Genomic DNA, 23,165 nt, shown 5'->3' with positions numbered 1-23,165 from the left:
TTCTTCCATTTCCCTTCTGTCATAGAGTAAAACGTTATAAGGGAAGAAAAACGTCATAGCCAAAATAGACACAAAGAAGCGACAGCAATGCGAAAACCATGTACTCTGAAGTCCCCCCGGTCGTAGCGGTTATGGGGAAGCGGATCGTCCATCTAAACGGAAAGAACAGTTTGACTCCTCTTTTCGTCGCCATGTCCAACACAATATGGCTTGCCATTCCAACAAGCACCCCTGCTGAAATTGCTTCCATCGGCATGAAATTATGCAATAAAACTGCGGACAACAATAAAAACAATAGGCTGTGCGTAAATGTCCGGTGCCCGAAAAGGCCGTTGATCAATTTTGATAGGAGAGGCAAGGCGCGTCCAATCTTGCTGCTGCCATGGCAAATGTCCGGAATCAATGCGCCAACCACCCCTGCTCCCAGTAAGATGACCGGTTCGTAATTTGTGATTTGTGCAAAAGCAAGGCTTGCTGCTACGCCGCCTATGATGTGGGTCTTGCCTGTCATGCTGCTCTTCTCCTTCGTCATGCTTTACCGGTGTCATGTTTATTATACTAAAAATCGTGTATGCTGAAGACAAGGAATTCGATTATCAACTTTATAAGTTATTTAAGGAGGCGTCATCATGGGAATTCATCGTTTTTTTACATCATTGAATGATTTGGAACGGATTATCCGTGCACCTGGAAGATTTAAATTTGAAGAACATAATGTTGCAGCCCATTCGTGGAAAGTGAGCCAGTACGCGATGTTTTTTGCAACAATCGAAGAACGTACAGGCCGTGAAGTCGACTGGAAGGCATTGTACGAAAAAACCATCAATCACGATTTTGCTGAAGTGTTCATCGGAGATATCAAAACACCGGTAAAATATGCATCTCCTGAATTAAAGGAAATGATTGCCAAAGTAGAAGAGGGCATGATGGAGAAATTTATCCTGCGTGAAATTCCAGAAGAGTTTCAGGATGTCTTTTTTGATCGAATGAAGGAAGGAAAAGACTCAACTGTTGAAGGACGCCTGCTGGAACTGGCGGATAAGCTCGATCAATTCTATGAAGCTTTTGCTGAGTTGAAACGCGGCAATACCGACAAGGAATTTGTCGTGATGTACCGGATCGCGTTGACTAAAATATTGGATCTGCCTTTAACTGCAAGCATCGCTTATTTCAAGAACGTCATGCTCGATGACGTCATCAATGAGGATACAGCCATCGATGTGAAGGAAATTACACGGCAAATCATTTCTGAGCACTGAGTTTCGCTCTATATTTCGTGCTCTAATTATGGTAAATTTAACAGCAACAAATACTTTCGGAGGTGAATCCCTTAGTTAAGGGAATTTATTGGACCCCATACTTTTATTGAATTTAGCTTTGCTTGTCTTATTAATCGCGTTAACGGCCATTTTTGTCGGCTCAGAATTCGCCGTCGTTAAAGTCCGGATGTCGCGCATCGACCAATTGATCGACGAAGGAAACAAAAAAGCTGTACTGGTCAAAAAGATAACCAGTGACCTTGATTATTATCTGTCAGCGTGTCAGCTTGGAATTACCGTCACCGCCCTTGGACTGGGCTGGCTGGGTGAACCGACCGTTGAACGGCTTTTACATCCTTTATTTGAAATGCTCGGTGTCCCTTCTTCTGCTTCTACCATCATTTCATTTGTATTCGCTTTTTCACTGGTAACTTTTTTGCATGTTGTCATCGGAGAAATGGCTCCCAAATCATTAGCGCTTCAATTTGCTGAGCGGATGACGCTTCTGCTGTCACCTTTCCTGTATTGGTTCGGCAAAATTATGTATCCTTTCATTTTTACCCTGAACGGCTCAGCTCGTATCCTCTTGCGGATTTTCGGCGTGGAACCTGCGAAAGAAGAACAGGCCCATTCAGAAGAAGAACTGAAAATCATTATGGCGCAAAGCTTCCAAAGTGGAGAAATCAATCAAACCGAATTGTCCTATATGCAGAATATCTTTGCTTTTGATGAGCGCAGTGCAAAAGACGTCATGATTCCCCGCACACAAATGATCGCTTTTTCAGATGATTTATCAACTGAGGAACTTCTGGCTGAAATCCGTGAACACCGTTTTACCCGTTATCCCATCTCCAGAGATGGAGACAAAGACGACCTCATCGGTTTCATCAATGCCAAAGAAGTCTTGACTCATTATGCGGTAAATGGACAATTTGAGGTGTCAGAACTGATGCACGACCTTCCTTATTTCCATGAAACCACGCCGCTTCAAAATGCCTTGGTGAAAATGCAGAAAGACCGTACACATATTGCCCTGGTCATCGATGAATATGGTGGAACTTCAGGTTTGATTACGATGGAGGATATACTGGAGGAAATTGTCGGGGAAATCCGCGATGAATTTGATGAAGAAGAAGATGAAGAAATTATTAAGGAAAGCGACACCCGCTATCTTCTGAATGGCCGTGTCCTATTAAAGGATCTTGAAGAACGCTTCGGCTTTACTTTCGAAGACAGTGATGACATTGATACGATTGCCGGTTGGGTTCAGCATCAACTGATTGAAGCTGAGACTGGAGACCTTTTCGTAAAAGGCGGCTGTCAATGGTCCATCGTTGAAATGGAAAATCACCACATCATAAAAGTTGCCTGTGATCTGCTGCCAAAAACAAGTTGAAAAGAGTGTCCGTTTACCGGGCACTCTTTTTTTACGTCCAATCAATCCGTTGGTTTTACAAATGGCCTTTAGTTTTCCATTTTAGGATTAACTCTGTCTATAACGGGGCATATAAGGAGTAACTAATTTTAAAAATGGAGGTTTTTATATGAGTAAAGCTATGGGGTTCGCCAAAGAACTTGGCAGTGAATTCAAAAAAGACAATGCAACGACCCTAGCTGCAGCACAGGCTTATTACTATTTATTAGCTATTGTTCCTTTATTGATCTTGCTGCTGGCTATCTTGCCCTATCTTCAAATCGATCCACAGCGTGCAGTAGATTTTATCGGCACCATTCTTCCCGGAGAAGTGGCTGCCACATTTGAGGACACAATCATTAGTGTCGTCACGACACCATCAGGCGGGTTGTTGACATTCGGTATTTTGGGTACACTTTGGTCCGCTTCCAACGCGTTGACCGCCTTCATCAATGCCACTAACCAAGCCTATGGAATCGAAGAAAGCCGTTCATTCATCAAGTTGAAAGCAACAGCCATTGTGTTGACGCTCGGTATGTTGATTGCCGTCATCGTTGCGCTCGTCTTGCCGATTTTCGGCGGTACGATCATCGAAATGGTCAAATCATTTTTCAGTCTTCCCGAACAAACTGAAATCATTTTCCAAGTTCTGCGCTGGGTCATCTCCATTGCAGTTATGAGCATAGTATTGGCATTAATGTACAAGTTCGCTCCCGATAAACACTTCCCGTTCAAGGAAGTCATTATCGGAGCGGTAATCGCAACAGTCCTTTGGCAGGTCGTATCATTTGGATTTTCGATCTACGTTGCTAATTTCGGCAGTTACTCCGCTACTTATGGCAGTCTGGGCGGACTCATTGTCCTCATGCTTTGGTTCTTCCTGACCGGTTTAATCCTGGTGGTTGGGGCTGAAATCAACGCAATCCTGCACAGACGCAAAAACGCCAAAAAAGGGACCTCTTCTGATCCTGTCGCCCAAAGCGAAGCAAATCAAAAAGAGGCAAAAGAGGCAGAGTCCTCGATGAATAAATATTAAACCGAAAGCCCATTCGCCAACCGGTGAATGGGCTTTTTTGATTTCTTTCATCGCCTGTCTTTTGGCATTCCCCCCCCATTCCACAGAAAAAGGTTCAACAGGGGCTCCGAGTCCCTGTTGAACCTTTTTCTGCAAATCCTTAAATCTGATTTCATTGCTCCAGTGTCACCCGCCCCACTGCAGTTCTGTAGTGTAGAGCAACCGGTCTCCTACAAAAATCCGGCATTCCATTCGGCAGAAACAAGAGCCGATCGAGACCTTAATCTCTTCATCTTGGCCTTCTTCATTTTTCACTTTTCCAAACAGCCGGGAACTCAAATGAAAACCAACTTGTTCATCCTGTAAAACCCCGTCCACAAACAGTTTTTCATTGGTCCATGTATTGACGACACGGATTGTGTGTTCTCCGTACTTCACTACCCATACATCTTTCATATTCTGGCCCCCCGTTTTGGCTTTTGCCAATAGTATAACAGAAAAAGAAAATAGCAATGCGCATGAGCTTGCCTCTGTCCGAGAAATGAAATGGGATATAAATCCTGAAAAAACTGCTTTTTTCATCCTTCCCATAAAAAAAGACCATAGACCACCCGAATCAATCGAGTGTGTCTACAGCCAGAGGTATTCTCTTACTTGACCAATTCCAGTTCCACTGGAATCGATGCTTCTACTTCTTCGCCTTCAAGTGACTGAACTGCCGTTTCAATGGCCATTCCGCCGATCATTTCAGGTTTTTGTGCAATCGTTCCAGCCAAGCGGCCTTCTTCGACAGCTTTGACTGCATCTTCGTTCGCGTCGAATCCAACAACCGCAATATCTTTTCCTGAAGCTTCAATCGCTTCAAGAGCACCTAACGCCATTTCATCATTATGAGCAAAGACCCCTGTAATGTCAGGGTTTGCCTGAAGAATGTTTTCCATTACAGACAAGCCTTCAGAACGGTTAAAGTTTGCTGTTTGTTTAGCGACAACATCAAGGCTGTCAGCAGCGATATTGTTGAAGCCTTCTCCACGTTCACGTGCAGCCGAAGATCCTGGAACGCCTTCCAATTCTGCAACCTGTGCGCCTTCACCTACGATTGAAACCAAGTGTTCGCCTGCCATTTCACCGCCAGCGATATTATCTGAAGCGATATGGGAAACCACTTCGCCGCCTGCAGCACTGCGGTCAACGGTGATGACCGGAATGTTTGCAGCATTGGCTGATTCTACCGCGGCCGCAACCGCTTCAGAGTCTACAGGGTTGATCATGATCAGATCCACTTCCTGCTGGATCAAATCTTCAACATCACTTGCCTGTTTTGAAGCATTGTCCTGTGCATCCACTACCGTCAATGTCGCACCAAGCTCTTCAGCTTTCGCTTCAGCGCCTTCATTCAGTGTAACGAAAAATGGATTATTCAATGTCGAAATCGAAAACCCGATTGTGTAATCGCCGCTCGCTTCTCCGCCATCGCCGCTTTCCTCTTCAGAACTTGAACCTGGAGCTTCCATTGAACAAGCCGCCAAAATCATCATCGCCAACAAAATGAATCCCAATTGCATTTTTTTCATTTTCCTGCACCCCTTATGCTGTTTTTTTACGGTCCATGAGAACCGCTAATAATATGACTGCACCCTTCACCACTTGCTGGAAGAAGGACGGAACCCCAATCAAGTTCAAACCGTTATTTAGTACACCAATGATCAAAGCACCGATTAAGGTACCCACAATCCATCCACGCCCACCAGTGAGGCTTGTGCCGCCAAGTACGACCGCGGCAATGGCGTCAAGCTCAAACATTTCACCGGCAGTCGGCTGAGCTGAGTTCAGCCGTGACGTCAAGATCAGTGAAGCCAGTGCTGCCAATAAACCAAGCAGCGAGTAAACGTAAATTTTGATGCGGTCCGCATTGATCCCTGACAGGATCGATGCTTCTTCGTTGCCGCCTACTGCATAGACACGGCGGCCGAACGTCGTCTTTTTCAAAATGAAATACAAAATTCCGAAACTGACAATCATGGTTACTACCGGAATCGGAATGCCAAGAAAATATCCTTTGCCCAGCATTTGGAAAGTCAAGCTATCGCCCAAGCCTGAAATGGGACGCCCGTCTGTATACACCAGGGTCAATCCACGATAAATGGTCATTGTCGCTAAGGTAGCGATAAACGGGGCCACTTTTCCTTTAGCAATGATGATTCCGTTAACAGCACCCAAAACAGCTCCGAGCAAGAGTCCAAGCAACATGGCGAAAATCGGATCCATTCCGCTCGCCATCATTCCTGCTGTGACCGCTCCCGTTAAGGCAAGAGTCGCTCCAACCGATAAATCAATGCCGCCTGTCAGAATAACAAAAGTCATTCCGAAAGCAATCAATGCGTTGATGGAAACCTGCCGAAGGACATTCATTAAATTGGATACGGATAAAAATCCTGGATTTAAAATGGTAATAATCACGATAATAAGGATTAACCCGATGAATGGAGCGATTTTTTGTAAGATTGATTGATTATTGGTTTTCAACTGCAAGTTTTCCACCTCCTGTAGCAAAATGCATAATTCGTTCCTGCGTCATTTCATGTTTTGTCAAATCTGCTGTGATTTTCCCTTCGTGCATCACCAGGACGCGGTCAGCCATGCCAATCACTTCCGGAAGTTCCGAGGAAATCATCAGAATCGCCACGCCACGTTCAGCCAGCGCGTTGATGATGGAATAAATCTCCTTTTTCGCACCGACATCAACTCCGCGTGTCGGTTCATCCAAAATCAGCAATTTCGGTTCAATGCCAAGCCATTTTGCAATGACCACCTTTTGCTGATTGCCGCCGCTTAAAGATTTTGCCGCCTGATCAGGACCCGATGTGCGGATTCCAAGGCGTTTAACCATCGTGTCGTAAAGCTTTCGTTCTTTGTCTTTGGAAATCAAGCCATTTTTGGATATGTCCGCAAAATTTGTCATGCTGATATTTTCCTCGACTGTAAAGTCAACAACCAGCCCTTCTGATTTCCGGTCTTCCGTTACATAACCGATGCCCATTTCCTTGGCTTTTTTCGGTGTATCAATTTTGACTTGTTTGCCATCGAACTCAATAGTTCCACCGTCGAGTTTCTTATAGCCGAACAGGGACTGGGCCACTTCTGTACGCCCTGCCCCCATCAAGCCCGCAATGGACAGCACTTCGCCTCTTCGAAGTTCAAAAGATACACCTTCGAAACAATCTTTACGGCTCAAATCTTTAACAGCCAGTTTGATTTCACCAATATCCGATTTCCGTTCCGGGAATCGTTCTCCCAGTTCCCGGCCGACCATCATTTGAACAATTTCATCAAAGGACGTTTCGCTGATTTTTCGTTCTCCGACAAACTCGCCATCACGTAAAATGGTGATTCGGTCGCATAGCGAAAAAATCTCTTCCATTCGGTGAGAAATATAGATGAAGGAGACGCCGCGCTTTTGAAGTTCGCGGATGGTCTTGAACAGATTATCGATTTCACGGTCTGTCAATGCTGCAGTGGGTTCATCCATAATGATCACTTCTGCATCCACCGACAAGGCCTTGGCAATTTCCAGTATCTGCTGTTTCCCGACTGACAATGAACTGGCAGGATCAGAAGGATTGATATCCAGCCCCAGGTCCATCAGGATTTGGTGTGTCTTTTTCTCCATCTGCTTGGTTTTCAATATTCCCGTACGGCCAAAGGTTTCTTCACGCCCGAGAAACAAATTATCCGCAATCGATAGGTGAGGCAGGATGTTCAATTCCTGATGGATGACCGCAATGCCTGCCTTTTCAGCTTGTTTTGGAGAAGTGAAATGGACTGGTTCGCCTTTCACTTCAATCGTTCCTGAATCACGTGTGTAAATTCCGGACATGACTTTCATTAGAGTCGATTTGCCGGCGCCATTTTCACCCATCAAAGCATGGATTTCACCTTTTTCCAAAGCAAAATGAACATTTTTCAATACTTTATTGCCACTGAACGATTTGGAGATATCCGTCATTTTAATCATTAGGTTCACCTGCCTTCTTTAAAAAATAACGCCGGAGCGGAGGACAATATTAGCGTATGGTGTCGCTTCCCCTGTACGGATGATCAATTTCGCTTGTTTGCTGAGATCCTTCAGTTCGTCGTGTGTAATATAATCGGCTTTCATCTTTGTCAAAATCGCGCTTTCCACTTCCGGATTGCCTGCGGTTATTTCCCGGGCAATAAACGCCGCTTCTGCTTCAAAGTCATCCAGTACCGCTTCCAGTATGGTCAAAAAAGCGGGTTCCCCCAACTTATAGGACAAGTCGATGCATGGAATGCCTTTAGGGATCGGCAAACCGCAGTCGCCGATGACCAGAAGATCGGTATGGCCAAAAGAAGCCAAGGCTGCCGCTATGTCACGGTTGATGATGCCATGTTTCTTCATGAGCGGCCACCTGCCATTCGTTCAACTACGGCTGCCCGCTCTGGCATGCCGCCCTGTGCACCGAACTTCTCTACGGACAAGGAAGCTGCAGCATTGGCAAAGCGCACAGCTTCTTCAAAAGCTTGCCCTTCCGCCAGCGCGGCAGCAAGTGCGCCGTTAAAGGTATCGCCTGCGCCAGTGGTATCAACAGCTTCAGTAGGGAATCCTTCAACGATGACATGCTTTTCTCCATCATAAAACTGTGCGCCTTTTTGTCCAAGGGTTACCACAAGGCGGTTTGGGTAGTCCTGTAAAGCCGTTTCCCAATCGCCGCCGAAAATTTCTTCCGCTTCTGTTTCATTCGGGGTCAGGTAGGTGCAATACGGCAGGAAACCACTCGTAAATCCACTTGCCGGCGCTGGGTTTAAAATGGTGGGAACACCATGTTGATGGCAAATCTCCAAGGTCCGTTGAATAACAGGAATCGGCATTTCCAATTGCATCATCACCAAGTCGCTTGCCGCAAGTTGTTCCGTTAACGCCTCGATTTCTTCCGTGGTGACGCTGTGGTTGGCGCCGGGTACGACGATAATGCGATTGTCGCCTTCTGACAGGAGGATATTGGCAATTCCGCTGGCTCCGTCAGTCTGTTTGACGTGCTGTATTTGAATGCCCTCTTTCTCCAATCCAGCGAGTAGCTCAATCCCAAAAGCATCCTGGCCGACAGCTCCGATCATTTTGACGTCGCTTCCGAGCCTTGCAGCAGCCACTGCCTGATTGGCGCCTTTGCCTCCAGGAACCGTCGTATAGAGATTCCCTAAAGCTGTTTCTCCCTGTTTTGGAAAACGGTCTGTCTGGACGACCAGATCCATGTTGATGCTGCCAACTACTGTAATCATTCCGGCATCCTCCTCGTTGTTCCACGAATGACCAATTTCACGGGAACTTCATAAAAACTTTGGTCCATTTGCTTGTTTTCAATTTGTTTGATCAGGACACGGGCTGCAATCGCGCCCATCTTGTAGACATCCTGAGCAACTGTCGTCAAACCAGGCGTCAACATCGCGCCCATCGCCACGCCATCAAAGCCGACGATCTGCAATTCATCGGGCACATGCTTTCCAACCGCACTTGCCGCTTTTAAGGCACCTGCCGCTGAAACGTCACTGCTGGCAAAGATGCCATCGATTGTTGGATCTTCCTCTAATGCGCGTTCCACAATCTTCTGTGAATCAGCAAAGTGGAACGGGCTAGTCACTACCCGGTAACGCGCATCCGAGTTTTGAATCGCTTCCAGGAAGCCTTCGTACCGATCATTTGCCGGATTCAATTCTTCAGGGCCTCTGAGGAAAAGAAGATTTTGGCATCCTCTTTCCAGCAAAGCATTGGTTCCCATGGCCGCACCTTCTCTGTTATTGGATGAGACGGTTGGAATTTTTTCATTGATTGTCCGGTCAAGGGCCACTATCGGCACATTGGCATTGGCGTAATGGGGTGCATCCAGCTGGTTGGATGTCACAATAAAACCGGCGATGTATTTTTTCTTTAAGGTTTCAATGTAGTTTTTCTCTTTTTCAGGATCTTCGTCCGAGTTGCATAACACTACTGTGTACCCATAGGTTAACGCCACATCTTCTACCGCCCGTGCAAGTTCTGGAAAAAAAGGATTGGTGATGTCTGGCAGGATTAAGCCGATCAAATTCGATTTTTTTGTATTCAGTGAGCGCGCAACCGGATTCAATTCGTATTGCAGTTCTTCTACTGCAGCATTTACTGCTTTGGCGGCTTCTGCACTGACATATCCACTGTCATTTAAAAACCTGGAAACCGTAGCCACTGAAACCCCTGCTTTTTTCGCTACATCTTTGATGGTGGTCATGTAAAACGACTCCGTTCTTTTTCCGATGTGTAACCGGTTACACATAATATATAATGCTCCCTACTTGTTGTCAATGAAGAATTTTTCCAATTGTCTAAGTAAATATAACTGTTTCTTTCTTTCCAATAAAAAAAAGTTTCCGCAGGTCCGCGGAAACTTTTTTTACTTAAGCATTCATATTTTGCATGCGCAAATCTCTATCTTTTTCAGTTTCCGCTACATAAACTGCACATGCTGCGTCTCCTGAGATATTTACTGCCGTACGTGTCATGTCCAATAAACGGTCAATCCCGATAACAAGGCCTATGCCTTCAGGTGGAAGACCGACACTGCTCAGTACCATCGCAAGCATGATCAGCCCAACGCCTGGGACGCCTGCCGTACCGATACTTGCCAGTACAGCCGTCAGAACAACTGTCACAATATCCATCGTCGATAGCTCAATGCCATATGCCTGAGCTATGAACATCGTTGCAACCCCTTGCATAATGGCTGTTCCATCCATATTGATGGTGGCACCCAAAGGCTGCACAAACGAGCTGACAGATTTCGGCACGCCTAATTTATCTTGCGCCACTTCCATAGAAATCGGCAATGTCGCTGTACTGCTTGACGTACTAAAGCCGACACTCATCGCAGGAGCAAAGTTTTTGAAAAACCAGATCGGGCTTTTTTTCGCCAAAAACTTGATGGTGCCTCCGTAAGTGAAAATCGCATGGATCAGGAGAGCGGCTACAATCACCAGCATATAGGAGCCCATTGCTTTCATAGCCGACAAGCCCTGTGATCCCACAGCCGTAGCAATCAGGCCAAATGTTCCGTATGGAGCGAACTTCATCACTACCCCCACCAGGTACATCATAACGTCATTGCCCTGCTCAAATAAATGGACAAGTCCTTTGGTTTTTTCGCCAAGAGCCGTCAGCGCCAAACCAATGAAGACAGCAAACACGATAATCTGCAGCATATTGCCTTCACCTAAAGAGGCGATAGGGTTGGTCGGAATCATATTCAACAAAGTTTCTCCAACCGATGGTGCTTTTTCTGCTTCAAACGAGGCACTTGTCAGATCAAAGTCGCCGGCAAGTCCTGGCTGGATAAGGGCTGCCAATGATAATCCAATGCCTATCGCGATTGTTGTCGTTATCAGAAAATAACTGACTGTCTTGATGCCGATCCGCCCTAATTTAGCCGGATCGCCGAGTCCCGCTGTTCCAAGGATGATTGAAAATAAAACAAGCGGAACGACCAGCATATTAATTAAACTTAAAAATAGTTGGCCTAGCGGCACAAATAAATATGTATTCAAGGTATCAAAGGATCCAGGTGCAAATAAGTTTATCAGCAAACCTACGATTGCTCCCAAAACGAGTCCACTCAGTACTTTTACGGTCAAGCCAGGTTTTTTCATTCATTTCCCTCTTTCGTTTCTAGACATAGAAACTATATTATAGGAAAGTATATATTTGTGACAACTTTTAAGTAATTCGCGGAATCTACTGTGTTTTCAAAATAAAATTACTATTTCAAGATAAAAAACCTGAGTAAATGGAGTCCCATCTACTCAGGTTTGAGGTTAAAAGCATGCGCTAGTCATTTTGTCTTCGCTGTTTTTGCCCATTACACTATAGCTGGCCACGTCGAATCCTTTTCGCTGAAGCAGACGTGCCGCCAAATTTTTCTCCAACTGATTTTCTGCAATCAGGTGGATCGGCTTTTGTGGAATTTCCCCATAACCTCTTGAAAAATAGGAGATCGGCAGATTAAAAGCTTCAGAAATCGGCTCTTTATCGGATTTATTATAAGCGCGGACATCCAGCAAAGCATAGGAGTCGCCATCGATCCGATCAAGCCGCTCCTGTTTCACGCCGTAAACCGGAACATGTCTTTTAAAAGCTCCATAGGCTGCCATGGAAATGGAGCCACCAATCAGCAGTACACTTGCTATCATTTCATTTCTCCTTCTTTATATGGGTTACAGATATTTTTCAACTGACGATTCTGCGTAAAATATTGTTGAATCCCTAAAAACAATTAAACCGGCATTTCCTCTTCCCACTTCGAATAGCCGCCTGTCAGGTTCACCAGGTTGTCGAAACCATTCGCTTTGAGGATGCTTGCTGCAATTGCAGAACGCGCGCCTGCCTGGCATTGGACGATCACAGTTTTGTCCGCGTCGACTTCTTCCAGACGATTCTTCAATGTGCCGACCATAATATGATCAGCTTCTTCAATATGGCCATCCTCATATTCCGTTTGGCTGCGGACATCAAGCACGTAGCCTTCTCCATCTTCAATCAGCTTCTTGGCTTGTTCGGGAGTGACGTTTTGGTAGGAATCCAGCTGCTCTGCTTCATTGATTGCCTTTGAAACATCGGCATAGCCTGCTACATCATCGATGCCGATGGAATGCAGGACCTCGAGCACCTCATCCAAAGATTCAGGCTCCAGCAGCAGATAAAGCGGTTTTTGATAATCTGTGATCCATCCTGCCCAATTGGCAAATGATTTATTGAATGGAATATTGATGGTTCCTGGAATATAGCCATTGCTGAATGAAGGTGCAGGGCGCAAATCCAGAACCTGATGGCCATCTGCAATCAATGCCTCAAGCTCTTTGGCTGACCCGATAAGCTTGGGTTCAGGAAGATCTTTCACTAACTCCACACCTGTTTTATTGACAGCTTTCATGACTGCAAAATAATAGGGAGGTTCCGGTTGGCCATCCAACAGTTCTTTTTGGAAAGCTTTTGCATCATCGTATTGCAGAGCCCAGTTAAAGAGCTTCTCATAACCGACAGTAGTTGAAGGCACGGCGCCGAGAGCTTTCCCGCAGGCACTTCCTGCTCCGTGTGCCGGCCATACCTGAAGATAATCAGGCAACCCTTTAAAGCGCTGGAGTGACTTGAACAACTCTTTTGCCCCAGCTTCAGAAGTTCCTTTCATACCTGCAGCCTTTTCGAGCAGGTCAGGTCTCCCTACATCTCCGACAAATACAAAGTCTCCGGTGAAGATACCCATCGCCTTATCCGCTGAACCTCCACGATCCGTCAGCAGGAATGAAATACTTTCAGGCGTGTGGCCCGGTGTATGCATCACTTCAAACACCAGATTTCCGATTTTGAACTGGTCGCCATCCTTCAGTAATTGATGATCCAGGTGTTCGATATTCTGATATTTCCAATCTGCGTCGCCTTCATCAGACAAATACAGGGTGGCTCCGAAACGGTTCGCCAATTCACGCGAACCCGAAACAAAGTCAGCGTGGATATGCGTTTCCAGCGCTCCGACAATATTCAAGTTTTCTTTTGCCGCGAGCTCTTCGTAGGCCGCAATATTGCGCATCGGATCTATTACCACTGCTTCCCCGGTCGCCTGGCATCCTACTACATATGAAGCGTGCGCTAAATTTTCATCATAGAAATATCGTAATAACATCTCATCAATTCCCTTCAGCATTTTTTTATTAACCCCAATATACCACCAGGGGTATGTGATGTAAAATATTCTGCTTATGAGAAATCATTCAGAGAAGTCGACGCGTTCTCCTCTTTCTATAACCTGCTTGAACACAAAACACCAGCACTTCTTCTTTTGAGAAGCATTGCTGGTGTTTTTCAGTATCTGAATATTTATTTTTACGAAGTTATTTCACTTTCTCTTCAATTATCAATTCATATACTTTTTTAGGACGTCCTGGTCTGCCAGAACCGTGTTCCTCGGCAAGGGTTCGTATCAAACCGATTTGCTCCATTTCATTTAAAATACGTCTTGTATTACGATCAGTATTTTTAAGTAAAGCAGTTATTACTTCACCCGTAAATTGGGTAAAATTCTTCAATTTTATATAATGATAAATTTTGGCAGGAATAGTTTCTTTGTAATTATGTTTTTTCAAGACAGCTTGCCAGTACTCCGGCAGTTGATAGCTGCTTTCATAGGTATGATTTAACAAAGTCAAATTTGTAAATACATTATCCTCATTTACAAACGCGACTTTGCAGTCTTCTTTTGAAGCAGCATATTCAAAAGCCTGCTGAACATGCTGCTCAGCATCGTAAATGGTATAGCCTGCTCCAATTCCTATGTGGAAGTTCAAAGAAGTTCTCATATTAATTTCTTCGGCAATAAAAGAGATCGTATTCTTCGAAGTTAATAATTCGTAGTCACCTTGGGTCGTATAGATAAAATAAGTTCCGCCTCCTTTATCCATTAGAGAACCATTTAACATTTTTGTTACCCGGAGCAGCTCCTGTTGAAGTTCCAGCATTTTTTTACTTTCTTCAAAACTGAAAACAGCCTTCTTGGAAATTCTTCCTTCAAATAGCAAGTCTACGCCAATAATAGCCACTTTCTGCTTTTCATAAACATGGCTCTGTGCCCTCGAAAAAAGAATATCAAAAATTGTTTTTATAGCCATGCGGGAAGGGACTACTCTGTAGACTGGTATTCCGAGACGCTTCAATTCCAGGTATACCTTCAGCAAACAAGTGAGTGCCAGCTCAGATTTTCCGTCACGGTAATTACTTACATGAAAGTCAATCAATTCGTTATGATCGGTATATCCTTTAAACGATGATAGCTCAAAAGAGATATTATTCAGCTGGTATTCACTGAATAATGAAGAGACAACATGTTCGTCAACCGTATCCAAACTCATTTTCTCAACAAAACGGCCATGATCCTGAATCACTTTTAAACATGTTCCGAGCAGGGCCATGCCATGAAGCGGCGGAAAGGAAGCTTCATCTGGGGTGATCAGTCCCAGCTCTATACAATAATGGTATGGGGTTGGTCCTGAAAATATCCATTTTGCTACGTCGTATCGGTGTTTGTTTAAAATATCGGGTAATTCTTCATGATTGAAGTATTCAAAAGCTATAAGCTCAATGCGTGGATCATTGTCGGCAACTTCACGTATGACCTTTAATGAATCTGCGGGCCCTATTGCTCCTATCCGTACTTTCATGCTTTATTACACCCTTTTCATTTTACTTTGGAAAGACCTGAATCGGGCAACACATTCGTATCTTCCTGCAAAAGAGGATAGTGACAGGCGACAAAATGATTTGGCAAGATTTCCCGATATTCCGGAACTTCTATTTTACACTTTTCAGTCGCAAATGGACATCTGGGGTGAAAAGGGCAGCCTGAAGGAGGATTGATCGGACTTGGAATTTCCCCTTTTATCAATTGGTGCTCTTTTCTTAGTTTGGGATCTGGTATCGGTACTGAATCCAGCAATGCATACGTATAGGGATGCAGCGGGTGCTCAAATAATTCATTTCGATCAGCAAGCTCAACCATTTTCCCTAAATACATTACACCGATGCGGTCACTTATATGGCGAACGGCAGGCAGCCCATGCGCAATGAATATATATGTCAAATTCATTTCTTTTTGCAGTTTTTTCAATAAATTTAAAATCTGAGCTTGTATGGATACATCTAAAGCTGATACAGCTTCGTCACAGACAATTACTTTCGGCTTTAATGCCAGCGCACGCGCAATTCCTATGCGCTGGCGCTGGCCACCACTGAATTCATGAGGATATAATTTCATTTGGTGTTCTCTTAGCCCAACAAGCTTCATAAGTTCGCGAACCTGTTTTTTTAACTCTTTGCCCGATGCTAAGCCGTGGACTACAAGTGGTTCTCCGATAATTTGCTCCACGGTCATCCGCGGATTTAAAGATGAATATGGATCTTGGAAAATCACCTGCAGATCTCTTCTGGCTTTGCGCAGCTCTTCTTGTGACATGGCTGAAATATCTTCATTTTGAAAATAAATATGACCTTCAGTCGCATCTAGCAGTCCCAGCATCAATTGACCAGTAGTTGACTTGCCGCATCCCGACTCTCCTACTATGCCAAGTGTTTCACCTTTATAGACTTGAAAATTCAAACCATCTACAGCTTTTATTTTTGAATGCGTTTTTTTAATAAAGCCCTTTGTCAGATCAAAATGCTTTTTCAAGTCTATAACTTCCATAATCACTCTTTCCTCTGTTGATTGCATACAGCCACCCCTAACCTTTAACTTTTATACAGCGTTTTGCATGCTTTTCTGAAACGTATTCTAATTCCGGATGAACTTTTGTACATTCAATATCCGCTAATGGACAGCGCGGATGAAATTTGCAACCTGCCGGCATAGTGGAAGGATTAGGAACTGTCCCTTCAATGGAATATAATTCATCCACCACATCGTGAATTTTCGGAATTGAAGAAATCAGCCCTCTTGTATAAGGATGCCGGGGATTATCAAATAATTCCTGGATAGGCGCCACTTCTACTACTTCACCTGCATACATGACAACCACACGGTCTGCCAGTTCAGCTACAACCCCCAAATCGTGGGTGATGATGATGATGCTTGTATTCGAATTTTTCTTTAAGTTTCTCAATAAGGTTAAAATTTGAGCTTGGATAGTCACATCCAAAGCCGTTGTCGGCTCGTCTGCAATAAGCAGTTTGGGATTGCAGGATAAAGCCATTGCAATCATGACCCGCTGGCGCATCCCTCCTGACAGCTGATGTGGGAATCTTCCCATTATCCGATCTGCATCTGGTATTCCGACTGTTTCCAGCATCTTAATGCCTTTAGTATGCGCTTGTTCCTTCGTCATGTTATTGTGCACAATCAGTGTTTCCCTCAACTGATAGCCGATAGTAAAAACCGGATTTAACGCGGTCATCGGTTCTTGAAAGATCATTGCAATGTCATCGCCGCGCATTTTTCGATATTCTTTTTTGCTTAGGCTTCGTAAATCTTTGTCTTCAAATGTAATCGCACCTTCATAAATCTCCCCATTAGCCGGCAAGATTCCCATTAAAGCAAGAGAAGTGACACTTTTCCCACTTCCTGATTCCCCGACAATCGCTAAGGTCTCCCCTTGTTCCACTGAAAAACTTACGCCATTGACTGTCGAAACATAGCCTTCATCTGTTTTAAAACGAACTTTTAAGTCTTCGACTTTTAACAGTTCATTGCTCATGATGCCACTCACCTCCATTTATTCTTTAATTTTCGGATCCAATACATCACGCAGCCAGTCCCCCAGGAATATAACACCGAGCACTGTTATGGTTATGGCAATTCCAGGAAATGTAGCGACCCACCAGCTAGTTGCGATGTATTCCCTCCCATCACTTAGCATAAGTCCCCAGGAAACATCGGGAGGCTGGATTCCAAGTCCCAGAAAACTCAAGCTAGCTTCAAGAATAATAGTGGTGGCAACATTCAACGTTGCAATAACAATAAAGGAGGAAATAACATTCGGCAAAATGTACTTCATGATAATACGGAAATCTTTTGCTCCTATCGCCTTCGCCGATTTAACATAGTCACGCTCTTTAATGCTCAGCGTTTCACTTCGCACCATCCTTGCATAAACCACCCAGGTCGTTCCGCCAAGCACCAAAATTAATGTTGTAAGGCTCGGTCCAAGAACTGCTAGAATAATCAACATGAAAAGGATATTTGGAATCGCCAGCAGGGCGTCTACAGTTCTCATGATCACGAAATCCCATACTTTTCCGTAATAGCCTGCAATCAAACCTAGCGCCATGCCAATGGCACCCGCAAGTAACACTGCCGTAATACCAATAAACAATGAAATGCGCGAACCATAAATAATCCGGCTCAGGATGTCCCGGCCCAAATTATCTGTTCCGAGAATAAATTCGGGCGATCCACCTTCGCTCCATGAAGGCGGCAGCAAACGGTCCACCACATTGGTTTGAGCAGGGTCATGCTGTGCCAGTAAAGGCGCAAATACAGCCATCAATACGACCGTCACTACAATGATCAATCCGGTAATTCCAGTTTTGCTTCTGAATAAGCGGTTAGCCAGCTTCCTAAAGGAGGATTGAGCTGCACCTTTTTGTTGGTTGATCGTTGTGTCTGATGCTTGCGTCAACTTGAGCCCCTCCTTTATTCATATTTAATGCGCGGATCCAAGAACCGGTAGATTAAATCTGCCGATAGATTGCTGAGAATAACAAAGATGGCAATGATGAAGGTAGCAGCTTGTACAACTGCCATATCCCGCAAGTTTACTGACTGTACAAGCAATTGACCGAGTCCCGGCCATGCAAAAACAGTTTCTGTAATCAAGGTTCCACCTACCAATGTAGCGGTTTGAAGTGCCATTATGGTCACTACAGGAATCAAAGCATTGCGAAATGCATGCTTGTTGACAATAATCGATTCGCCTAGCCCTTTACTGCGGGCTGTACGAATAAAGTCCTGCTCTAAAATTTCCAACATACTGGACCTTATAAGCCTTGTCATCTCTGCAGCTATTCCTGTCCCCAACGTAATTGCCGGCAATACTAAATGTCCTAGTGTCCCTCTGCCAGAAACAGGGAAAATTTGGAATGTGACAGATAAAAAGAGAATCAACATAATGCCCAGCCAAAAATTAGGCATTGCCTTCCCTAAAACTGCACCTCCTGTAATGAATAAATCGAAAAAACTGTTTCGCTTAACCGCCGATAAAATGCCCAATGGTACGGAAATTATAATGGCTACAATCATCGAGGCAATGGCCAACTCAAAGGTTGCAGGCAGCCTTTCCAATACTAGGCTAAGTGCGTCTGTATTGTAGCGGAATGAATCTCCAAAGTCACCGGTCACCAAGTCTCCCAGATAACTGAAATATTGAATCGGCAAAGGCTCGTTTAATCCCATCGACTCTCTTAAAGAATCACGCTCTTCTTCTGTAGCGGTTTCTGGAAGCATTAAGGAAACGGGATCCCCAGTCACACGTATAAGTAAAAAAACAATTAAAGTTATGAGGAGTAGTACAGGAATGGTCTTTATCATACTTTGAACTAAATACTTCATCGATTTCCTCCTCCTATCGAAAAAAAAGGGGGAATCCCCCTTTTTTTACTTCAGTGTAATTGAGTCAGCATAGAACATTTCATTCAGGAGCGGCTCAAACTCAAGTCGTTCGTTGATGCCTGTAATAGCGTCCAATTGGAACATATAAATTTGAGGACGATCTTCAGCAATTATTTCCTGAGCTTCTTGATATTGCTGTTCGCGCTCTTCCGCATCCATGTTCTGTTCTGCAGCAAGCAATAAATCATTTACTTGTTGGTTGTCATAATCGGTTTCACCTTCAGCGTTCTCAATTGTCAGCCTATCCAATGCCAGCGAAGCATCGAACATGGAGTTGCCGTAACCGATGTAAAACATTTCAGCAAAATCGCGTTCTTGGTAGCGTTGGTTGAAGGCACTCCATTCAATCAACTCCTGATTGACTGTGATTCCCACTTCAGATAACATAGCAGCGATTAATTCGACTGTTTCTCTATCCTTTAAATATCTTCCATTCGGTCCCGTCAATGTCAGTTCAAAACCATCTGGATATCCAGCTTCAGCAAGTAATTCTCTAGCTCTTTCTGGGTCATAGAGTGATTGGCCATAAAGATCTTCATTCGCTCCGACATTTCCTGGAGTGACACGGGTGCGTGTAACGGTCCCTGCTCCTTCCAGCAATGAATCGACCATCGCCTGCTTATCAATTGCCAGGTCAATCGCTTCGCGTACTAAAGGATCCCCGGTCACGCTATCATCATCTGTTCGCAATACCAGCATCATGACACGCTGTGTCGGCGACTGGACGGTGGTGACTCCTTCGGTTTCATCGATGCGTGCCACGTCCGTTGGCGGAATGTTTACAGCCACATCAACTCCACCCGTCAACAGTTCAGAAACACGGGTCGAATCTTCCGGTATGCTTCGGAAAACGAGTTCTTCCCATTTCGGTGCATCACCAAAGTATTCCGTATTCGCTTCCAGTGTCAAACGGTCATCTCTTTGCCATTCCTTGAATTTATAAGGACCTGTTCCAACCGGGTTTTCTAAGAATACTTCCCAGCCTTCTGTTTCAATATACTCCTGCGGCAAAATAGCTGATCCTAATCGGGACAAGCGATTTAATAGTGCCGGTTCTGGATTTACTGTGACAATTTCAAATTCATAATCACTTATTACATTTACAGCTTCAATCTGATTGTAGTTGCCGTGCTCAAGCAGCGTGTCGTCTTTCGCTACTCTTTCTAACGTATACTTCACATCATCAGCGGTCAGCTCTTCACCATTATGGAAAGTCACGCCTTCTTTCAGTTTGAAGCTCCACGTCGTATCGTCGATATTTTCCCAGCTTTCGGCTAAATCAGCCTGGAAGCCTTCTTCTCCTTGGTTAGTCACCAAGTAATTGAACATGTTAACATGGACAGCCTCCGTAGAAGTGGTATTGTGATCATGAATATCAAATGTCACAATGTCAGTACCATTCGCGATCACCAAAGTTTTGCTGTCGCTTGTTTCTACCGGTTCTTCACCTTCTGTGCTGCTTGTTTCTCCACCTGAACATCCTGCAATAATCAGCGTCAATACTAAAAGCAATAACCAGAGCTGTTTCTTCATTCTTTTTCCCCCTTTTTGGTTTGTAAGAATTTATGTGTCAATAAACTTAAAACCGAAATACCGTAAAAGAACGAATGTTCATCTACATCAAAACGACTATTATGATTCGGAAAAGCAGTCTGTTCCCCACTGTTCGTCCCTAACCGAAAAAAGACGGAAGGCACCTTTTGGGAAAAGTAAGAAAAATCCTCGCCTCCCATGGAAGGGGTGGCGATTTGAAGCGCATTGGCGCCGAACAACTCACTCACTGTTTCAGTCAACAGTCCTCGCATTTCTTCATCAATTTTGATAGATGGTGTGACATGATGGTAAGTAAGGACAGCATCCCCTTTAAAACTTCTCGCTATTCCCGTGGCAATTGATTCTATTTTTCCGGGCATCTGGGCCCTTGTCTCTGGTTTTAATGTACGTACAGTACCCTTCAGCAATACCGAATCCGGAATAATTGTCGCTTTAGTTCCGCCTTCGATTTGCCCAAAGCTTAGAACTACAGAATCGAGGGGATCGGTTTGCCGGCTAACGACTTGCTGTAAGGCAATGAGTACTTGAGCTGCAATTATAATAGGATCTACAGTTTGATGTGGATGTGCTGCATGGCCCCCGGCTCCTGTGATGACGAGCTCGAAAATATCAACAGCGGCACAGCTGTATTCTGTCTCAGTCACTGAAAACTCACCAGTTTTCAAAGTAGGATGGACATGAAGCCCAGCCATTGCATCGACTGCAGGATTATCCAATGCACCATCCTTAATCATCGCATCTGCGCCTTGTCCAATTTCTTCAGCCGGTTGAAAAATCAGTTTCAAAGTCCCCGACTCCAGCCCCTTTGCAGCGAATAGCTTCGCTACCCCCAATAGGATGGAAGTATGTGCATCATGTCCGCATGTATGAGCTGCGCCATCATTTATACTGCGGTATGGCTGATCTATTTTGTCGTTCATGGGAAGGGCGTCCATATCGGCTCTCAAGCCGATCACTGGGCCTGGAGCTGCGCCATGAAGCAAGCCGACTACCCCTGTTTCCCCGACCCCTTCCCTGACCTCGTATCCCCATTTTGTTAACAAATCAGCTACAATGCCTGCTGTTCTAGTTTCTTCGAAAGCCAGTTCAGGATGCTTATGAAGATCGCGCCGAACTGCGACTACTTCATCAAAAACAGCTTCTATCGAATCGTGCCAATCGGGATGTGATGATTTCAGTTGCTTGAATTCTTTTATGCTGTCCACCTGTGCCGTCATCGATTCACACTCCCCTGTTTTTCAAATTGCCTGCTGAACTCGAATACTAATGCTGCAACCATTTTTATTCCCTCGATATAGTCTTCCACAAAGATATTTTCATTTGGAGCGTGGTTATTCGATTTGAAGTTACCGACACCAAACGAAGCTGAAGGAATCCCAAGAGCTTGACATAATTCGTACATCGGTCCGGTTCCTGGAGCATTGGGAACAATATTCGGTTTTTCATAAGAATATTGCTCAGCCACCTCTATCATGGCTTTGACAATTTCCTGATCCGGGTTTGTCCGTGCAGCACGCTCCGAACTCGTGACTTTTATTTTTATGTCCTCAAAGCCCTGATTATTAAGATGCCCCCGCAGCTGCATTAATATTTTTTTCGGGTCTTGCCCGGGTACCAGGCGAAAATCCAATTTTGCCGTAGCTGAAGAAGGCAGCACAGTCTTTGTCCCTTCTCCTATGTAGCCAGAAACGATTCCACAAATGTTGCAGGTCGGTTCAAAAACATGCTTTCTTTTTAATGGCTCCCCTTCTAGATTCAGTAAAAAATTTTCAAGACCCAACTTCCTCAAAGTCTCTTTTTCGTCCAATCGATAATGCTTCAGCATTTCTTCATCCAACTGCGTAATCGATTCGATATCATCATAAAATCCAGGAATTTTTATTTTTTCCTCCCGATCTTTTAATGTGTTAAGTGCCCAAACCAGTTTCCAGACGGGGCTTTCTATAATTGCGCCTTGTGCCGAGTGCAAGTCTGTATTTGCTCCTTCCACCGACAGCTCAACATACAACATGCCTTTGACCCCAAGAGAAACTTGAAGTGCACCATCAGCATCCCGGTAGCCAAACTCCCAGACGCATCCATCTGCATGAATTTTTTCTGCATAGTTTTTTGCAAATGCCGGTAAATTCAGGCTTCCAATTTCTTCTTCACCTTCAAAGATAAACTTGATATCGATCGGTAATTCAATGCCTAATTGTTTGATAGCATGAATAGCCGCTATTCTGGCCACCAAATTCCCTTTGTTGTCTGCTACGCCTCTAGCGAAGATTTTACCTTCCCGAATAGCGGGTTCAAAAGGCGGGCTATCCCACAATTCAATCGGATCTTCCGGTTGAACATCATAATGGTTATAAAAACTTAAAATTTTGTCGGACCTTCCTTCGAGCTCCGCGTATACTACCGGGAATCCTGCAGTAGGCAGCTTCTCCGGTGTTAGTGAAAATGCTTCTTGGAATAAATCATCCAGATAGGATACCGCATCTTCCATTCCTCTATTTTGGGCGGCGACACTTGGAATCTTGCAAAATTCAGTCAGCCATTTAATATACGTCTCCCGATTTTTTTCGATAAACTCATCAATTTTTGATTCCAAAAACTCTCCTCCTTTTATTTATGGACAATTTCCTTTATTTTTTATTAACTTTACCTTCTTTCAGCAACAGATGTCAATATAATTATCAGTTTTTTCAAAATAAATTGATTTATTTATTTATTTGTGTTTATGTATAAATATT

22 protein-coding genes are annotated in these 23,165 nt (G+C 44.4%); 3 read left to right on the top strand and 19 right to left on the bottom strand.

The window, feature by feature from the left end; all coding sequences use genetic code 11:
- Positions 1 to 34 precede the first annotated feature (34 nt).
- On the bottom strand, positions 35 to 511 hold the full coding sequence (locus AC1MEO_RS16470) for a metal-dependent hydrolase (protein WP_480332477.1): 477 nt from the start codon (positions 509 to 511) through the stop codon (positions 35 to 37).
- A gap of 118 nt (positions 512 to 629) precedes the next feature.
- Here AC1MEO_RS16470 and AC1MEO_RS16465 point away from each other — a divergent pair, with 118 nt between their 5' ends.
- From AC1MEO_RS16465 to AC1MEO_RS16455, 3 genes are all read left to right on the top strand, one after another.
- The gene (locus tag AC1MEO_RS16465; protein ID WP_480332475.1) at positions 630 to 1,259 is read left to right on the top strand and encodes a YfbR-like 5'-deoxynucleotidase; all 630 of its coding nucleotides are present in this window, start codon (positions 630 to 632) and stop codon (positions 1,257 to 1,259) included.
- A gap of 88 nt (positions 1,260 to 1,347) precedes the next feature.
- Positions 1,348 to 2,655 carry a hemolysin family protein gene (locus AC1MEO_RS16460; RefSeq protein WP_480332473.1) on the top strand — a complete coding sequence of 436 codons (1,308 nt, stop codon included), beginning with the start codon at positions 1,348 to 1,350 and terminating at the stop codon, positions 2,653 to 2,655.
- A gap of 148 nt (positions 2,656 to 2,803) precedes the next feature.
- Entirely contained in the window at positions 2,804 to 3,709 is a 906-nt protein-coding gene (locus tag AC1MEO_RS16455) for a YihY/virulence factor BrkB family protein (protein WP_480332471.1), read from the top strand.
- A gap of 165 nt (positions 3,710 to 3,874) precedes the next feature.
- Here AC1MEO_RS16455 and AC1MEO_RS16450 read toward each other — a convergent pair whose 3' ends face one another.
- The 18 genes from AC1MEO_RS16450 to AC1MEO_RS16365 all read right to left on the bottom strand — a co-directional run bounded on the left by AC1MEO_RS16450 (position 3,875) and on the right by AC1MEO_RS16365 (position 23,023).
- Entirely contained in the window at positions 3,875 to 4,144 is a 270-nt protein-coding gene (locus AC1MEO_RS16450; protein WP_480332469.1) for a hypothetical protein, read from the bottom strand.
- Between the two features lie 194 nt (positions 4,145 to 4,338).
- Positions 4,339 to 5,262 carry a ribose ABC transporter substrate-binding protein RbsB gene (gene rbsB, locus AC1MEO_RS16445; protein WP_480332467.1) on the bottom strand — a complete coding sequence of 308 codons (924 nt, stop codon included), beginning with the start codon at positions 5,260 to 5,262 and terminating at the stop codon, positions 4,339 to 4,341.
- Between the two features lie 13 nt (positions 5,263 to 5,275).
- The gene (locus tag AC1MEO_RS16440; protein WP_480332465.1) at positions 5,276 to 6,220 is read right to left on the bottom strand and encodes an ABC transporter permease subunit; all 945 of its coding nucleotides are present in this window, start codon (positions 6,218 to 6,220) and stop codon (positions 5,276 to 5,278) included.
- Positions 6,201 to 7,703 (bottom strand): sugar ABC transporter ATP-binding protein, encoded by a 1,503-nt coding sequence (locus tag AC1MEO_RS16435; RefSeq protein ID WP_480332463.1) that lies wholly within the window; start codon positions 7,701 to 7,703, stop codon positions 6,201 to 6,203. The genes AC1MEO_RS16440 and AC1MEO_RS16435 overlap by 20 nt, the downstream gene beginning before the upstream one ends.
- A gap of 18 nt (positions 7,704 to 7,721) precedes the next feature.
- The gene (gene rbsD, locus AC1MEO_RS16430) at positions 7,722 to 8,108 is read right to left on the bottom strand and encodes a D-ribose pyranase (protein WP_480332461.1); all 387 of its coding nucleotides are present in this window, start codon (positions 8,106 to 8,108) and stop codon (positions 7,722 to 7,724) included.
- Positions 8,105 to 8,986 (bottom strand): ribokinase, encoded by an 882-nt coding sequence (gene rbsK / locus AC1MEO_RS16425; protein ID WP_480332459.1) that lies wholly within the window; start codon positions 8,984 to 8,986, stop codon positions 8,105 to 8,107. The genes rbsD and rbsK overlap by 4 nt, the downstream gene beginning before the upstream one ends.
- Positions 8,983 to 9,966 (bottom strand): LacI family DNA-binding transcriptional regulator, encoded by a 984-nt coding sequence (locus AC1MEO_RS16420; RefSeq protein ID WP_480332457.1) that lies wholly within the window; start codon positions 9,964 to 9,966, stop codon positions 8,983 to 8,985. Before AC1MEO_RS16420 ends, rbsK begins: the two co-directional genes overlap by 4 nt.
- Positions 9,967 to 10,132: 166 nt before the next feature.
- On the bottom strand, positions 10,133 to 11,377 hold the full coding sequence (locus AC1MEO_RS16415) for a dicarboxylate/amino acid:cation symporter (RefSeq protein WP_480332455.1): 1,245 nt from the start codon (positions 11,375 to 11,377) through the stop codon (positions 10,133 to 10,135).
- Positions 11,378 to 11,542: 165 nt separating this feature from the next.
- Positions 11,543 to 11,917: a rhodanese-like domain-containing protein gene (locus AC1MEO_RS16410; RefSeq protein WP_480332453.1), complete on the bottom strand. Its 375-nt coding sequence runs from the start codon at positions 11,915 to 11,917 to the stop codon at positions 11,543 to 11,545.
- A gap of 83 nt (positions 11,918 to 12,000) precedes the next feature.
- The gene (locus tag AC1MEO_RS16405) at positions 12,001 to 13,404 is read right to left on the bottom strand and encodes an MBL fold metallo-hydrolase (RefSeq protein ID WP_480332451.1); all 1,404 of its coding nucleotides are present in this window, start codon (positions 13,402 to 13,404) and stop codon (positions 12,001 to 12,003) included.
- A 208-nt stretch (positions 13,405 to 13,612) separates the two neighbouring features.
- The gene (locus AC1MEO_RS16400) at positions 13,613 to 14,935 is read right to left on the bottom strand and encodes a hypothetical protein (protein WP_480332449.1); all 1,323 of its coding nucleotides are present in this window, start codon (positions 14,933 to 14,935) and stop codon (positions 13,613 to 13,615) included.
- A gap of 17 nt (positions 14,936 to 14,952) precedes the next feature.
- The gene (locus tag AC1MEO_RS16395) at positions 14,953 to 15,984 is read right to left on the bottom strand and encodes an ABC transporter ATP-binding protein (RefSeq protein ID WP_480332447.1); all 1,032 of its coding nucleotides are present in this window, start codon (positions 15,982 to 15,984) and stop codon (positions 14,953 to 14,955) included.
- Positions 15,985 to 15,994: 10 nt separating this feature from the next.
- The gene (locus AC1MEO_RS16390; RefSeq protein ID WP_480332445.1) at positions 15,995 to 16,963 is read right to left on the bottom strand and encodes an ABC transporter ATP-binding protein; all 969 of its coding nucleotides are present in this window, start codon (positions 16,961 to 16,963) and stop codon (positions 15,995 to 15,997) included.
- A gap of 18 nt (positions 16,964 to 16,981) precedes the next feature.
- Complete coding sequence (locus tag AC1MEO_RS16385) at positions 16,982 to 17,887, bottom strand: ABC transporter permease (RefSeq protein ID WP_480332443.1); 906 nt, start codon at positions 17,885 to 17,887, stop codon at positions 16,982 to 16,984.
- A gap of 14 nt (positions 17,888 to 17,901) precedes the next feature.
- Entirely contained in the window at positions 17,902 to 18,816 is a 915-nt protein-coding gene (locus AC1MEO_RS16380; protein ID WP_480332441.1) for an ABC transporter permease, read from the bottom strand.
- 45 nt (positions 18,817 to 18,861) lie between these two features.
- On the bottom strand, positions 18,862 to 20,409 hold the full coding sequence (locus tag AC1MEO_RS16375; RefSeq protein WP_480332439.1) for an ABC transporter substrate-binding protein: 1,548 nt from the start codon (positions 20,407 to 20,409) through the stop codon (positions 18,862 to 18,864).
- Positions 20,406 to 21,647 (bottom strand): M20 metallopeptidase family protein, encoded by a 1,242-nt coding sequence (locus AC1MEO_RS16370; RefSeq protein ID WP_480332437.1) that lies wholly within the window; start codon positions 21,645 to 21,647, stop codon positions 20,406 to 20,408. Before AC1MEO_RS16370 ends, AC1MEO_RS16375 begins: the two co-directional genes overlap by 4 nt.
- Positions 21,644 to 23,023, bottom strand: a complete 1,380-nt coding sequence (locus AC1MEO_RS16365; RefSeq protein ID WP_480332436.1) for a M20/M25/M40 family metallo-hydrolase — start codon at positions 23,021 to 23,023, stop codon at positions 21,644 to 21,646. The genes AC1MEO_RS16370 and AC1MEO_RS16365 overlap by 4 nt, the downstream gene beginning before the upstream one ends.
- Positions 23,024 to 23,165 lie beyond the last annotated feature (142 nt).

The sequence above is a fragment of the Planococcus sp. BI3 genome (genome assembly GCF_056680115.1).
The sequence above is the reverse complement of the archived record's forward strand: the minus strand, read 5'-3'. Positions and strand labels throughout refer to the sequence as shown.

Bases quoted from the DNA above. Each gene is read 5' to 3' on its own strand.
- AC1MEO_RS16470 (WP_480332477.1), bottom strand. From the start codon at position 511: ATGACAGGCAAGACCCACATCATAGGCGGCGTAGCAGCAAGCCTTGCT.
- AC1MEO_RS16465 (WP_480332475.1), top strand. From the start codon at position 630: ATGGGAATTCATCGTTTTTTTACATCATTGAATGATTTGGAACGGATT.
- AC1MEO_RS16455 (WP_480332471.1), top strand. From the start codon at position 2,804: ATGAGTAAAGCTATGGGGTTCGCCAAAGAACTTGGCAGTGAATTCAAA.
- AC1MEO_RS16450 (WP_480332469.1), bottom strand. From the start codon at position 4,144: ATGAAAGATGTATGGGTAGTGAAGTACGGAGAACACACAATCCGTGTC.
- rbsB (WP_480332467.1), bottom strand. From the start codon at position 5,262: ATGAAAAAAATGCAATTGGGATTCATTTTGTTGGCGATGATGATTTTG.
- AC1MEO_RS16435 (WP_480332463.1), bottom strand. From the start codon at position 7,703: ATGATTAAAATGACGGATATCTCCAAATCGTTCAGTGGCAATAAAGTA.
- rbsD (WP_480332461.1), bottom strand. From the start codon at position 8,108: ATGAAGAAACATGGCATCATCAACCGTGACATAGCGGCAGCCTTGGCT.
- rbsK (WP_480332459.1), bottom strand. From the start codon at position 8,986: ATGATTACAGTAGTTGGCAGCATCAACATGGATCTGGTCGTCCAGACA.
- AC1MEO_RS16420 (WP_480332457.1), bottom strand. From the start codon at position 9,966: ATGACCACCATCAAAGATGTAGCGAAAAAAGCAGGGGTTTCAGTGGCT.
- AC1MEO_RS16415 (WP_480332455.1), bottom strand. From the start codon at position 11,377: ATGAAAAAACCTGGCTTGACCGTAAAAGTACTGAGTGGACTCGTTTTG.
- AC1MEO_RS16410 (WP_480332453.1), bottom strand. From the start codon at position 11,917: ATGATAGCAAGTGTACTGCTGATTGGTGGCTCCATTTCCATGGCAGCC.
- AC1MEO_RS16405 (WP_480332451.1), bottom strand. From the start codon at position 13,404: ATGTTATTACGATATTTCTATGATGAAAATTTAGCGCACGCTTCATAT.
- AC1MEO_RS16400 (WP_480332449.1), bottom strand. From the start codon at position 14,935: ATGAAAGTACGGATAGGAGCAATAGGGCCCGCAGATTCATTAAAGGTC.
- AC1MEO_RS16395 (WP_480332447.1), bottom strand. From the start codon at position 15,984: ATGCAATCAACAGAGGAAAGAGTGATTATGGAAGTTATAGACTTGAAA.
- AC1MEO_RS16390 (WP_480332445.1), bottom strand. From the start codon at position 16,963: ATGAGCAATGAACTGTTAAAAGTCGAAGACTTAAAAGTTCGTTTTAAA.
- AC1MEO_RS16380 (WP_480332441.1), bottom strand. From the start codon at position 18,816: ATGAAGTATTTAGTTCAAAGTATGATAAAGACCATTCCTGTACTACTC.
- AC1MEO_RS16375 (WP_480332439.1), bottom strand. From the start codon at position 20,409: ATGAAGAAACAGCTCTGGTTATTGCTTTTAGTATTGACGCTGATTATT.
- AC1MEO_RS16370 (WP_480332437.1), bottom strand. From the start codon at position 21,647: ATGACGGCACAGGTGGACAGCATAAAAGAATTCAAGCAACTGAAATCA.